Source organism: Nocardiopsis mangrovi (genome assembly GCF_042653925.1).
GTDB classification, from domain to species: domain Bacteria; phylum Actinomycetota; class Actinomycetes; order Streptosporangiales; family Streptosporangiaceae; genus Nocardiopsis_B; species Nocardiopsis_B mangrovi.
Genome location: NZ_JBHSFQ010000001.1, coordinates 53,244 through 67,048, shown reverse-complemented (window position 1 = coordinate 67,048; position 13,805 = coordinate 53,244). Strand labels below are relative to the sequence as shown.

General features: G+C 73.1%; 10 protein-coding genes. All 10 read left to right on the top strand.

Annotated elements, in window-relative coordinates; translation table 11 throughout:
- The first annotated feature begins 67 nt into the window (after positions 1–67).
- The 10 genes from rnc to ACFO4E_RS00250 all read left to right on the top strand — a co-directional run bounded on the left by rnc (position 68) and on the right by ACFO4E_RS00250 (position 13,715).
- Positions 68–799 carry a ribonuclease III gene (gene rnc, locus ACFO4E_RS00295; RefSeq protein ID WP_378570313.1) on the top strand — a complete coding sequence of 244 codons (732 nt, stop codon included), beginning with the start codon at positions 68–70 and terminating at the stop codon, positions 797–799.
- Between the two features lie 7 nt (positions 800–806).
- Positions 807–1,709 (top strand): bifunctional DNA-formamidopyrimidine glycosylase/DNA-(apurinic or apyrimidinic site) lyase, encoded by a 903-nt coding sequence (gene mutM, locus ACFO4E_RS00290; protein WP_378570311.1) that lies wholly within the window; start codon positions 807–809, stop codon positions 1,707–1,709.
- A gap of 26 nt (positions 1,710–1,735) precedes the next feature.
- Complete coding sequence (locus tag ACFO4E_RS00285) at positions 1,736–2,038, top strand: acylphosphatase (RefSeq protein WP_378570310.1); 303 nt, start codon at positions 1,736–1,738, stop codon at positions 2,036–2,038.
- A gap of 321 nt (positions 2,039–2,359) precedes the next feature.
- Positions 2,360–2,551, top strand: coding sequence for a hypothetical protein (locus ACFO4E_RS00280; protein ID WP_378570308.1), 192 nt, complete (start codon positions 2,360–2,362; stop codon positions 2,549–2,551).
- Positions 2,552–2,980: 429 nt separating this feature from the next.
- The gene (smc, locus tag ACFO4E_RS00275) at positions 2,981–6,538 is read left to right on the top strand and encodes a chromosome segregation protein SMC (RefSeq protein WP_378570306.1); all 3,558 of its coding nucleotides are present in this window, start codon (positions 2,981–2,983) and stop codon (positions 6,536–6,538) included.
- A 369-nt stretch (positions 6,539–6,907) separates the two neighbouring features.
- A complete protein-coding gene (locus ACFO4E_RS00270; protein ID WP_378570304.1) occupies positions 6,908–7,840 on the top strand; it encodes an ABC transporter substrate-binding protein in 933 nt (310 codons plus the stop codon).
- Between the two features lie 33 nt (positions 7,841–7,873).
- On the top strand, positions 7,874–8,878 hold the full coding sequence (locus ACFO4E_RS00265) for a FecCD family ABC transporter permease (protein ID WP_378570904.1): 1,005 nt from the start codon (positions 7,874–7,876) through the stop codon (positions 8,876–8,878).
- A 309-nt stretch (positions 8,879–9,187) separates the two neighbouring features.
- On the top strand, positions 9,188–10,357 hold the full coding sequence (gene ftsY, locus ACFO4E_RS00260; RefSeq protein WP_378570302.1) for a signal recognition particle-docking protein FtsY: 1,170 nt from the start codon (positions 9,188–9,190) through the stop codon (positions 10,355–10,357).
- Positions 10,358–10,698: 341 nt separating this feature from the next.
- A complete protein-coding gene (locus ACFO4E_RS00255; RefSeq protein WP_378570300.1) occupies positions 10,699–12,003 on the top strand; it encodes an ammonium transporter in 1,305 nt (434 codons plus the stop codon).
- A 479-nt stretch (positions 12,004–12,482) separates the two neighbouring features.
- Entirely contained in the window at positions 12,483–13,715 is a 1,233-nt protein-coding gene (locus tag ACFO4E_RS00250) for a hypothetical protein (protein ID WP_378570298.1), read from the top strand.
- The last annotated feature ends 90 nt before the right edge of the window (positions 13,716–13,805 follow it).

Below are 13,805 nucleotides of genomic sequence, written 5' to 3'. Positions count from 1 at the left end.
GCAGCCGCGTATCGAACCCGTGCGCCTCTTCCGTGGACGGCGCTGGAGACTAGGGGTGTGAAGGTCGTTGGCCACTCAACTCAACGCCGCCGAGGCGCGCGAGTTCTACCGGGCGATCGGTGTCGAGCTCGATGCCGAGGTGCTGGCGCGCGCGCTCACGCACCGCTCCTACGCCTACGAGAAGGGCGGTCTGCCCACCAATGAGCGCCTGGAGTTCCTCGGCGACTCCGTGCTCGGGCTGATCGTCACCGACACCCTCTTCCGCGGCCACCCCGACCTGCCCGAGGGGCAGCTCGCCAAGCTGCGCGCCGCCGTGGTGAACATGCGGGCGCTCGCCGACGTGGCGCGCGGCCTGGGGATCGGCGACTACATCCGGCTGGGCCGGGGCGAGGAAGGGACCGGGGGCCGCGACAAGTCCTCCATCCTGGCCGACACCCTGGAGGCCATCATCGGCGCGGTCTACCTCGACCGCGGCCTGGACGTCGCCGCCGACCTGGTGCACCGCCTGTTCGACCCGCTGATCGCCACGGCCTCGGGCCTGGGCGCCGGCCTCGACTGGAAGACCTCGCTCCAGGAGCTGACCGCCGCGGAGATGCTGGGCGTGCCCGAGTACCACGTCGACGAGAGCGGCCCCGACCACCAGAAGACGTTCCGGGCCCGGGTGCGCGTGGCGGGCGAGGACTACGGGCTGGGGGAGGGCCGCAGCAAGAAGGAGGCCGAGCAGCAGGCGGCCGAGTCGGCGTGGAAGGCCATCCGCGCCCGCTCCGAGGGCGCGCGGCCCGACGAGAAGCAGGGCTGATCCGGCCGTGCCCGAGCTCCCCGAGGTCGAAGTCGTCCGCCGCGGCCTGGACCAGTGGGTCACCGGCCGTACCATCGGCGCGGTCGCCGTGCTGCACCCCCGCTCGATCCGCCGGCACGTCCCCGGCGCCCCCGACTTCGTCGCCCGGCTGTCCGGCCGCACGGTCACGGCCGCGCTGCGCCGGGGCAAGTACCTGTGGCTGACCCTCGATTCCGGCGAGGCGATGCTCGCCCACCTGGGAATGAGCGGGCAGCTGCTCGTCCAGCAGCCCGGAAGCGACGCGGAGCGCCATCTGCGGGTGCGGCTCGACACCGGGGAGCGGGAGCTGCGCTTCGTCGACCAGCGCACCTTCGGCCACCTGATGGTCGAGCCGCTCGTCGCCGACTCCACGGGCACCGGCGCCGGGGTTCCCGAGGCCATCCGGCACATCGCCCTGGACCCGCTGGACGCCGCCTTCGACGACGACGCCTTCGGCCATGCGCTGCGCCGCCGGCGCACCGAGATCAAGCGCGCCCTGCTGGACCAGTCGCTGATCAGCGGGGTGGGCAACATCTACGCCGACGAAGCGCTGTGGCGGGCGCGGCTGCACTGGGCGCGGTCCACGCGAACGCTGCGCCCGGCGCAGATCACCGCGCTGCTCGCCGAAGTGCGCGACGTGCTGCGCGAGGCCCTGGCCGCGGGCGGCACGTCATTCGACGCGCTGTATGTGAACGTCAACGGCGAGAGCGGGTACTTCGAGCGGGGATTGAAGGCCTACGGCCGGCGCGACCTGCCGTGCGAGCGCTGCGGCACGCCGATCCGCCGCGATCCCTTCATGAACCGCTCGTCGTTCTCGTGCCCGAAGTGCCAGCCGCGCCCGCGGCCGGTCGCGGGCGCGGCGCCCGGGGCCGCGCGGCGCCCGGGCGTGTAGCGTGCGCGAACAGGAGGGATGAACCGATGTCCGGCACCGCGGAGGAGACGACCGGCGGCGACGCGCGGCTGACCGCGTGGGTGCGCGGCCGGGTCCAGGGCGTGGGGTTCCGCTGGTGGGTGCGTGCCCGGGCGCTGGAGCTCGGGCTCACCGGAACGGCGACCAACCTGGCCGACGGCCGGGTGGAAGTGGTCGCCGAGGGCCCCAAGGACCGGTGTGACGAATTGCTCGCGCTCCTCCGGGGCGGCGATCCCCCTGGTCGGGTGCTCGGAGTGGTCGAACGGTGGGGAAAACCCCGGGGTTCCTCCTCCGGATTCTCGGAGCGGTGAGTATGCTAGTGGGGCGACGCGATCCGTGTGTGCTCCGCGTCGGCCCGTCGAACGCCTTCGCGGCGCGGAATCGACCGCAGGGTGTGTCGGCCGGGGCCGGGGGGTACTCATGTGCGGATCGTGCGCTGTGACCTGCCTGCATGGTTACTGTCCGGTTACTTATTGTTTCGTCCAATCTTGACCAGCAACGCATGTGGTGAGACTCTGGAAGGCAGACCGCGCGCCTTTCGTCCACGATGCGGACGACATTCTCGACCGCGTTTCCGTGGCTCACACGTGCGTTGAATTCCATCTGGTCACTCAATGTGGAGGACCCACATCATGGCGAAGGCTCTGTTCGGCCACGTCGGTGGTCCTGACCCTCGAATGGTTCAGGAGATGCGGCGGCTACAGAAGCGGGTACGTGACCTCGAAGACGAGGTAGGCCGACTCCAGGCCCACAACGACCAGCTCTCCGCCGCCGTAGCCGATGTCGCCGTCGGCGCTGCCGACCGCGAGCCCGCGCTCGCGTAACGCGGCGTAACGACTACTTCCAGCAGACCGATCACCGGCGGGCGTTCGCCGGTGGATCCGGACACCGACAAGGGACGCCCTTAGCTTGGCGTCCCTGGGTCCGCGACGACAGCGTTCGCGTGTTCTTTGAACTCTGTTGACCGACCTTTACTCACTAGTGGTGTACCCCGGGGGTGAATTCCGCAACCCTCGGCCCGGTCGATTCCAGGCCCGATTCCCCGACGGACTCGGGCCGCGCGGCCCCGCGCCGGACCCGCCCCCCAGTGCCCCCACCCGACCCACCCGTCCGCGGCACCCGCCCGGTGCCCGCCGCCGATGTGGCCGTGACCATCGCGGACACGTCACCCGATGCGGCGGCATGACCGGGCGGTTCGTGGCACCCTTGACGCTTGACACGCACGAAGCGCCGGGTGGACGAGGAGGGCACGCGTGTACCTGAAGAATCTCACGCTGCGCGGCTTCAAGTCCTTCGCGTCGGCCACCACCCTCCGGTTCGAGCCGGGCATCACCACCGTTGTGGGGCCCAACGGGTCCGGCAAGTCCAACGTCGTCGACGCGCTCGCCTGGGTCATGGGGGAGCAGGGCGCCAAGAGCCTGCGCGGCGGCAAGATGGAGGACGTCATCTTCGCGGGCACCTCCTCCCGCGCCGCGCTGGGCCGCGCCGAGGTCAGCCTGACCATCGACAACTCCGACGGCGCGCTGCCCATCGACTACTCCGAGGTCACCATCAAGCGGACCATGTTCCGCAACGGCGGGTCGGAGTACGCGATCAACGGCGACACCTGCCGGCTGCTCGACATCCAGGACCTGCTCAGCGACTCCGGGATCGGCCGCGAGATGCACGTCATCGTCGGGCAGGGGCAGCTCGACACCGTGCTGCACGCCGGACCCGAGGAGCGCCGCGCGCTGATCGAGGAGGCCGCGGGCATCCTCAAGCACCGCAAGCGCAAGGAGAAGGCGCTGCGCAAGCTCGACGCGATGCAGGGCAACCTGGACCGCGTCACCGACCTCACCGCCGAGCTGCGCCGCCAGCTCAAGCCCCTCGGCCGGCAGGCCGAACTCGCCCGCCGCGCCGCCACCATCCAGGCCGACCTGCGCGACGCGCGGCTCCGGCTGCTCGCCGACGACATCGTCACCCTCACCGAGGCGCTGGCGAAGGAGCAGGCCGACGAGGCCGCGGTGCGCACCCGGCGCGAGGCCGCCGAACGGTCGCTGGCGGCCGCCCAGGAGCGCGAGGCGCTGCTCGACACGGCCGCCACCGAGGCCGCGCCCCTGCTGGCCCGCGTCCAGGACACCTACCACGGGCTGTCCCGGCTGAAGGAGCGGCTGAGCGCGGTCGCCGACCTCGCCGCCGAGCGCCACCGCAACCTCGCGGCCGGCCCCGGTGAGGAGCGCTCCGGCCGCGACCCCGACGAGCTGGAGCGCGAGGCCGAGGAGGTCCGCGCCCAGGAAGAGGAGCTGCAGTACCGGCTCGACGACGCCCGCGAGACCCTGGAGGCCGCGGTCGCCGAGCGGTCCGCGGCCGAGGAGGCGCTGAAGGCCGAGGAGCGCCGGATCTCCGCCGCCGCGCGGGCCGCCGCCGACCGCCGCGAAGGGCTCGCGAAGCTGCGCGGCCGCGTCGACGCGGTGCGCGGCCGGCTGACGGCGAGCGAGGCCGAGGTGGAGCGGCTCGACGACGCCGCAGTCGAGGCCCGGGAGCGCGCCGAGGCCGCGCAGGCCGAGTACGAGCAGGCCGCCGCCGACTCCGCCGGGGCCGACGAGGGCAGCGCCGAACTCGACGCCGCGCTGGAGACCGCGCAGGAGCGGCTCGTGGCCGCCGAAGCCGCGCTGAACGAACTCCGCGACACCGAGCGCGCGGCCGAACGCGAGCGCGCCGCGCTCGCCGCCCGCAAGGAGGCCCTGGAAATGGGCCTCAACCGCAAGGACGGCACCGGGGCGCTGCTGGGAGCGGGGGACCGGCTGCCCGGCCTGCTCGGCTCGCTGGCCGCGCTGATCGAGGTCGAGCCGGGGCACGAGACCGCGATCGCCGCGGCGCTCGGCGCCGCCTCCGACGCCGTGGCCGTGGCCGACCCCGCAACGGCGGCGGCGGCGCTGGAGCTCCTCCGGGGAGACGACGCCGGCCGCGCGGCGATCGTCGTGGCCGCGGCCACGACCGACGCCCCGCCCCGCGGGACCTGGCCGGCGCCGCCCGCCGGGCTGCGCTACGCCGTCGACGCCGTCACCCCGCCCGCGCACCTCGCCCCGGCGGTGGCCGCGCTGCTGGACCGCATTCTGCTGGCCGCGGACGCCGACGAGGCGGCTCGCGCCGTCAAGGGCCATCCCGGCCTGCGCGCGGTGACCCGCGACGGCGACGTGTTCGGCGCCGTGCTCGTGCGCGGCGGCTCGTCGTCGGCCCCCAGCCTGCTGGAGGTGCAGGCCGCGGTCGACGAGGCGGCCGAGAGCCTGGCGGAGGCCGCGGCCTCCGGCAAGCTCGCCGCCGCCGACCTCGCCGAGGCCAAGCAGGAGCGCGCCGCTGCCGCGGGCGCCGTCGACGAGATCACCACCCGCCGCCGCGCCGCCGACAGGCGCCGCAACGAGATCGCCCAGCAGGTCGGCAAGCTCGGCGGGCAGGCGCGCTCGGCCGCCGCGGAGGTCGAGCGCTACACCGCCGCGGCGGCGAAGGCCGCGGCCGGGCGCACCAGCGACCTCGATACCCTCGCCGACCTGGAGCAGCGGCTGGCCGACGCCGAGGCCGAACCCGTCGACGACGGCGACCCCGACACCGAGCGGCGCGACGCCCTGGCCGAGAGCGCGGCGGTCGCCCGCTCCGCGGAAATGGAAGGGCGGCTGGCGGTGCGCACCGCCGAAGAGCGGGTGCGGTCGATCGTCGGCCGCGCCGACGGCCTCATGCGGGCGGCCGAGGAGGAACGGCGCGCCCGTGAGCGCGCCGCCCGGCGCCGCGCGCGGCGGGCGCGGCAGTCGACCGTCGCCCGAGCCGTTGCCGACGGAGCCGGCCGGGCACTGCTGCGCATCGACGACTCGCTGGCGCGCGCCGACACCGAGCGGCGGGCGGCCGAAGACGAGCGCGCCGCCCGCGACGCCGAGCTGAAGACGGTGCGAGCCCGGGTCCGCGAACTGTCGGTGGAACTGGAGAAGCTGGTCAACGTCGTGCACGGCAGCGAGGTCGCCCGCGCTGAGCGCCGCCTGCGCCTGGAGCAGCTGGAGGCGAAGGCGGTCGAGGAGATGGGCGTCGACGTCGCGACCCTGGTCGCGGAGTACGGGCCGCGGGTCCCGGTGCCGCCACCGCCGGGGGTGCCCGACGACGAGGCGGTGCCGGTCCCCTACGTCCGAGAGGTGCAGGAGAAGCGCGCCCGCAGCGCCGAGCGCCAGCTCGGCCAGCTCGGCCGGATCAACCCGCTGGCCCTGGAGGAGTTCGCCGCTCTGGAGGAGCGCCACGCGTTCCTCACCACCCAGCTGGAGGACCTCAAGAAGACCCGCCGCGACCTGCTGACCGTCGTCCAGGAGGTCGACGCCCGGGTCCAGGAGGTGTTCTCCGCCGCCTACCACGACGTGGAGCGGGAGTTCGCGCTGATCTTCGGGCGGCTGTTCCCCGGCGGCGACGGCCGGCTCATCCTCACCGCCCCCGACGACATGCTCACCACCGGGATCGAGGTCGAGGCGCGGCCCCCGGGCAAGAAGGTCAAGCGGCTGTCACTGCTCTCGGGCGGTGAGCGGTCGCTGACCGCGGTGGCGTTCCTGGCGGCCATCTTCAAGGCGCGGCCGTCACCGTTCTACGTCATGGACGAGGTCGAGGCCGCTCTCGACGACACCAACCTGCAACGGCTGCTGGTCATCTTCGAAGAGCTGCGGGCGTCGTCGCAGCTCATCGTCATCACCCACCAGAAGCGCACCATGGAGGCCGCGGACGCCCTCTACGGCGTCACCATGCAGGGCGACGGCATCTCCCAGGTGATCAGCCAGAAGCTGGACCGCGCCAAGCAGGGATAGGGCGCGCCGTCCGCAGGCCCGGCCGATGGCTCCCGGCCCTTCCATCGGCGTCCCCGCCCGTCCCCGCCTGCTGGGGACGGGCCGCGGCGGCGCCCGGAAACCGACCGACTAAAGTGGACATGTTGCCCTGCCGGTGGATTCCGGCAGGTCAACGGCATCGTGTGAGCGAAGTCCGGTACCGGCGCGCTGAGGCGCCCGGCGAATCCGGCGCTGTCCCGCAACTGTGACGCCCACCGGCCCCCGGTGGGACGAGCCAGGTCGCCTCCGCGATGCCGGCGTCCACTGTCCTCGTGGGAAGGGCGGTCCGTCCACGCGTTCGGCGGGCTCCTCGACCTCCCCCATCCCCTTCACGCAAGAAGAAGGAGTCCCGTGCGCATCGCACGCCCGACGCCGGCCGTCCTGGTGCTGGCGGCCCTCACGCTGTCCGCCTGTAGCGGACAGGAATCCGCGGAACCCGACTCCGCCGCCCCCGCTGAAGGCTTCCCGGCCACCGTCACCGACGCCCGCGGCGAGGTCACCCTCGACACCGCCCCCGAGCGCATCGTCTCCCTCTCCCCGTCCAGCACCGAGATGCTCTTCGCCATCGGCGCGGGCGACCGGGTCGCCGCAGTGGACGAGTACTCCGACTTCCCGGAGGAGGCCCCGGTCACCGACCTGTCGGGCTTCACGCCCAGCGTGGAGGCCATTAGCGAGCACGACCCCGACCTCGTCGTCCTCGCCCGCGAAGCCGAGGACACCGCGGAGCAGCTGGAGCAGATCGACGTCCCCGTGCTCGTGATGCCGGCGGCCGTCACCCTCGACGACACCTACTCCCAGATGCGCCTCCTCGGCGAGGCCACGGGCCACGCCGAGGAGGCCGCGCAGGCGGCGGACGAGGTCGAAGCCGAGGTCGACGGCATCGTCGAAGCGGCGCGCGAGGAGATCGGCGACACCGACCTCAGCTACTACCACGAGCTCGACGACGGCATGTACTCCGTCACCTCCGAGACCTTCATCGGCCAGATCTACGCCGAATTCGGGCTGACCAATATCGCCGACTCCGTCGAGGACACCGCGGGCGGCTACCCACAGCTCTCGGCCGAGTACGTCGTGGAAGAGGACCCCGACCTCATCTTCCTCGCCTACGGCGGCGCCGACGCGGCCGACGACCTGGCCGGCCGCCCCGCCTTCGACGGCATCACGGCCGTGCGCAACGGCGACATCGTCGAACTCGACCCCGACGTCGCCTCGCGCTGGGGCCCGCGCGTCGCCGACCTCGCCGCGACCGTGGCCGAGGCGGTCACCGCCGCCGACGCGGGCTAGCCGGTGCGACGCTCCCGCCGGGCCTGGCCGCCGCTGGCCATAGCGGCGGCCGGGCTGGCGGCGGCGCTGATCGCCGGTGCCGCCGCCGGCGCCGCCTCCTCCATCGGCCCCGCCGACATCACCCGCGAACTGCTCTCCCGGCTCCCGCTGGGGGTGGAGTCCCCGCTCAGCGACCGCCAGGTCGCGGTGCTGGTGGAACTCCGGCTGCCCCGCGTGGTGCTCGGCGCGATCGTCGGCGCCCTGCTGGCCACGGCCGGCGCCGCCTACCAGGGGGTCTTCCGCAACCCCCTGGCCGATCCCTACCTGCTCGGCGCCGCCGGCGGCGCCGGCCTGGGCGCCACCCTGGTGATCGCCTACGGCGACCAGCTCTTCGACGCCCCGCGCGCCCTCGTCCCCGTCGCCGCCTTCATTGGAGCGCTGGCGGGGGTCGCCGCCGCCTACTCGCTCGGCTCGGCGGCGGGCCGGGGCGGCACGGCGGCCCTGGTACTGGCCGGGGTCGCGGTGTCCTCGTTCCTCTCCGCCGCACAGACCCTGGTCCAGGCGACCCGGACCGAGGAGCTCCAGCGCATCTACTCCTGGGTGCTCGGCGGCCTGGGACGCGGCGGGTGGGACGACGTCCGGTCGATCGCCCCCTACGCCGCGGTGAGCGTGGTGGTCCTGCTGGCCAGCGGCTACCTGCTGGACCTGCTCGCCTTGGGCGACGAGAAGGCGCAGAGCCTCGGGCTCAACGCCACGGCCGTGCGGCTGGTCGTGATCGCCGCCGCGTCGCTGGCGACGGCGGCGGCGGTGTCGGTCAGCGGGCTGATCGGGTTCGTGGGCATCGTGGTCCCGCACATCGTGCGCCGCCTCGTGGGCAGCGGGTACCGGCTCATCCTGCCGATGTCGCTCATCACGGGCGCGGCGTTCCTGGTCCTCGTGGACATCCTCGCGCGCACCGCGATCGCCCCCGCCGAGCTGCCGCTGGGGGTGGTGACCGCGTTCCTGGGCGCCCCGTTCTTCCTCGTCATCCTGCGCGCCACCCGCCACCGCTCCGTCTGAGCCGCGGGCGCTCCCGGAGCGCCGGGCCCCGCCCCCGGCCCGCCCGCCGGTGTTCGCCGGGCGCGACCGGCGTGTCTCCGGGAGCGCTGGGTGTCGCCTTCGTTGCGGGTGGGATACCGGTGGGGCTTCGCGTGGGGTCTCCCTCCCTCCACTGCGGCTCCGCCCAGTCGCTCGTGTTTCCGGGAGCGCTGGGTGTCGCCTTCGTTGCGGGTGGGATACCGGTGGGGCTTCGCGTCGGGTCTCCCTCCCTCCACTGCGGCTCCGCCCAGTCGCTCGTGTGACCCTTCTTCTGCGAGACTGGACGGCGTTATGGACTACACGATCTTCGGCGTTGCCGTCTTCATCGTCGCCCTCCTGGTGTTCGGCGGCGTCTTCCTGATCCGACCCCGCAAGCCCGAATCCCGCGACGAGTCCGCTGCGGCACCGCCCTCCGGCGCACCCGCCGCGACCGCCGTCGCCGAGCCGGAGGAGCGCGAACCCGGCGGCGAGACGGCGGCCGGGACCGCCACCGCGGTGGCCGAACCTCCCGCGGCGCCGGAGATCGAGGTCCCGCCGCCCTCTGCCGGGCGGCTGGTCCGCCTCCGCGCCCGGCTGGCGCGCTCGCAGAACGTCTTCGGGCAGAGCCTGCTGGGGCTGCTGTCGTCCGACCGGCTCGACGACGAGGCGTGGGAGGAGATCGAGGACACCCTGATCACCGCCGACGTCGGCGTCACCTCCGCCGCGCAGATCGTCGCCGGCCTGCGCACCCGGGTCAAGGTCCTGGGCACGCGCACCCCCGAAGAGGTGCGGCGCCTGCTGCGCGAGGAACTGCTGACCCAGATCGACCCCGCGCTGGACCGCACGGTGGCCACCGGGCCCTTCCCCGGGCGCCCGGCCGTGGTCATGGTCGTCGGCGTCAACGGCACCGGCAAGACCACGACCACCGGCAAGCTGGCCCGTGTGCTGGTCGGCGACGGCCGCAGCGTCGTGCTGGGCGCGGCCGACACCTTCCGCGCCGCGGCCGCCGACCAGCTCGAAACCTGGGGCAGCCGGGTCGGCGCCCCCGTCGTCCGCCGCGACGAGGGCGCCGATCCCGCCAGCGTCGCCTTCGACGCCGTGGCCCGCGGGGTCGAGGAGAAGACCGACACCGTGATCGTCGACACCGCCGGGCGGCTGCACACCAAGACCGGCCTCATGGACGAGCTCGGCAAGGTCAAGCGCGTCGTGGAGAAGAAATCGCAGGTCGACGAGGTGCTGCTGGTGCTCGACGCCACCACCGGGCAGAACGGACTGCGCCAGGCGCGGGTGTTCGCCGAGGCCGTCAACGTCTCCGGCATCGTCCTCACCAAGCTCGACGGCACCGCAAAGGGCGGCATCATCATCCAGGTCCAGCGCGAGCTCGGCGTCCCGGTCAAGCTCGTGGGCCTGGGCGAGGGCCCCGACGACCTCGCCCCGTTCGACGCCGAGACGTTCGTCGACGCGATCCTCGGCGACAGCTGACCCGCACGCCGCCCGGCCCGACCACCACGGCCCCCTCCCCGCTCGGGGAGGGGGCCGTTCGGGTATCCGGGGGCGACGGCACGAATCCCCGGCGTCCCAGGGGTGCCCTGTTCGGTCGGGTGTCACCCCGCCGGCACCGCCCACGGCCCATCTGAGCAGATGCTTCACCGATCTGTAACACCGCAGGTCATCTCTTTACGCCGGGGCAACATCGGGGGCTCCACCGGGAAACACGCCGGTACGAGGCTTGCGGCCGTGGTGATCTTCACCGGGCCCGACGACGCGCCCGCTGACCTTTCCTCGATGGCGACGTAATCCCCCAGCCCGACTCTGGAGGCGGCATGGACAGCGGTAACACGGCGTGGGTGCTCATATGCGCCGCGCTGGTGATGTTGATGACACCCGGCTTGGCGTTCTTCTACGGCGGCATGTCCCGCGCGAAGAGCGTGCTGAACATGATGCTGATGAGCTTCAGCAGCATCGCGATCGTCAGCGTCCTCTGGGTGGTCTGCGGGTACTCGCTCACCTTCGGTGAAGGCTACGGGCCGCTCGCACCGCTGCTCGGCGACTTCAGCAGTGTGGGGCTCACCAGCCTGATCGGCAGCGGCGAGGACATCCCCGACCTGGCCTTCGCCGGGTTCCAGATGATGTTCGCCGTCATCACCGTCGCGCTCATCAGCGGCGCGGTCGCCGACCGCGCGAAGTTCGGCGCGTGGCTGCTGTTCGTGCCCGTCTGGGCGCTGCTGGTGTACTTCCCGGTCGCCCACTGGGTCTGGAGCGGCACCGGCTGGATCTTCAACCTCGGCGTGATCGACTTCGCCGGCGGTACCGCCGTGCACATCAACGCCGGCGTCGCCGCCCTCGCGCTGACCCTGGTGCTCGGCCGCCGCAAGGGCTTCGGGTCGGAGTCCATGCGCCCGCACAACCTTCCGTTCGTCCTGCTGGGCGCCGCGCTCCTGTGGTTCGGCTGGTTCGGCTTCAACGCCGGCTCCGGCCTGGCCGCCGACGGCACCGCGGCCCTGGCGCTGGTCAACACCCAGGTCGCCACCGCTGCCGCCACCGGCGCCTGGATGCTCGTCGAGCGGATCCGCTACGGCAAGATCACCGCGCTGGGCTTCGCCTCGGGCGCGATCGCCGGCCTGGTGGCCATCACCCCGGCCGCGGCGTCGCTGACGCCGATCGGCTCGATCGCCCTCGGCCTCATCGCGGGCGGTGTCTGCGCCTACGCGATCAGCTGGAAGTTCAAGTTCAAGTACGACGACGCCCTCGACGTGGTCGGCATCCACATGGTGGGCGGCATCATCGGCTCCCTGGCCATCGGCCTGCTGGCCGCCTCGACCGCGGCGTCGGTCAGCGAGGACAACGGCCTGTTCTACGGCGGGGGGGTCGGGCTCCTCGGCCTGCAGGCCCTGGCCGTGGTCGCCGTGATGGTCTACTCGTTCGTCGTCACCTGGATCATCGCCAAGGTCATCGACCTCGTCATGGGCTTCCGGATCCCCGAGCACGTCGAGACCAACGGCCTCGACCACGAACTCCACTCCGAGACCGCGTACGCCTTCGACGAGCTGGACGAGCTGGAGACCGGAGAGCTCTCCTCGCCGACGCCTCCGGGCGAGGAGAAGACCTCACAGCAGGTCGGGTCCTAGCGTCCCCAGCGTTGAGGCCGCGGTCCCGGCCGCGTATGCGGTGAGGTGGCAGTACGCCGGACCGGTGAGGAGTTCCTCCTCACCGGTTCCGGTGTTTTCCCGGGGCCGGCGCGCCCCCTCCCACTGAGCGGGGAACATCGAGCGTGCCCGTGGAGTGCCGGCGGTGGCTGGACCGCGGAACACGACCCGGCCGGGGAACGAGGGAGGGGCGTGTGACGCGGACGGTTCTCCCGGACCGGCGCCGCCTTGAGGGCGTCCCGCGGGCTGAGTGGGAAACACCGCTTTGACCGGGTGTGCGGAGGCGTTGGGTACGCTGTCCGCAACGGAGGGGCCGCACGAACGTGCGACGAGGGCTTTTCCGCCGCCCGCCGATCCCTACGGCAGTGGGCGCCGGGGCCCTGACCTCGCACGGTGCGTTCGATCCGAACCCCGCTCAGCCCGTCCAATCCCGTGTACCCCTCGGCAAGGGGCCAGGAGGCATGATGTCGCCGGACCAACCCAGCAGACGCCGACCGAGCACACCGGTCAGGTTCGCGGCCGCAACGGCCGTCTTCGCGCTCGGCGCGGCCGGTTGCTCGATCGACCTGAGCAGCTGGCGGCCGGGTGGCGGAGGCGAAGAGCCGGCGCCCTCGCCGACCCCGGTCGAAGCCGGCCCGCTGCTGGACGCCGCCCTCGAATCCCTGGCCGCCGCCCCCGCGATCACCGTGCAGGGGCAGATCGCCGAAGCCGAGGACCAGGCCGTCAAGGAGACCGCGCTGACGGTCACCGACGCCGGGGCCGCCTACGGCACCGTCCAGCAGAGCGAGAACGAGGCCGAGGTCCTCCAGGCCGACGGCAGCCTCTTCGTCAACGCCCCCGACGAGTACTGGCTCGACCAGGACGTCGCCAACCCCGACACCGACCAGTACGCCGGTGCGTGGGTGCGCGTCTCGGGCGCGCAGCTCGGCATCAACCCCGGCTCGGTGCTCACCCCCGCCACCCTCGCCGAGATCCTGCGCGGCCTGGCGCCCGAGAGCGGCGACGCCACGCTGGAGAACCTCGACGGCACCTCCGCCTACCGGGTCGACCTGGGCGGCGGCGAGCAGAACCGCGTCTGGATCGGCGAGGACAGCGGTGAGCTGATGCGGATGGAGATCGAGCAGCTCGCCCCCGAGGACGCCGACTCCGGCCCCCGCACGCGGCTCAACTTCGCCGCGCCCGAGGCCGCCGACATCGAGACCGTCTACGACGACATCCTCGCGGCCGCCGAGGACGGCCTGGGCTCCTCGCGCGATGCCCGCCTGCCCGTCAACTGGGAGGGGCAGCTCGCCCTGGAGTGCGCCGACGGAGGCGCGTGCACGGTCACCGGCCAGGCCGTCGACGAGTCCGGCGGCAGCGGCGACACCACCGTCCTGGTCCGCATGGACGCCGAGCTGACCAACGACGAACTCGGCGCGCAGGAGTGCAGCGACTCCGCCTCGCTCGCGGCCGGTGAGACCGCCGAGCTGACGTGCGAGGTCGACTTCGAGCTGGAGGCCAGCACGGAGCCGCAGGAGTACGAGATCGCCGGCGACGCCCTGCTGTCCACGCGCGGCCTCAGCAGCGACGCCCGCGACGAGCTGATCGCCACGGTGGGGGACCAGCGCGAGGCGACCCTGTCGCCCGAGGAGGGGGCCGGGTCGGCCGAGCCGTCGGCGGACCCCTCCGCCGAGCCCAGCGCATCAGGGAACTAGCGGGGCGAAGCCGCCCGGTGAAGGGCGCGCGGTGGCCGGGGCGCGCGATGGCGCCCCGGCGGGTAACCTAGGGAACAGAAACCTGCGACG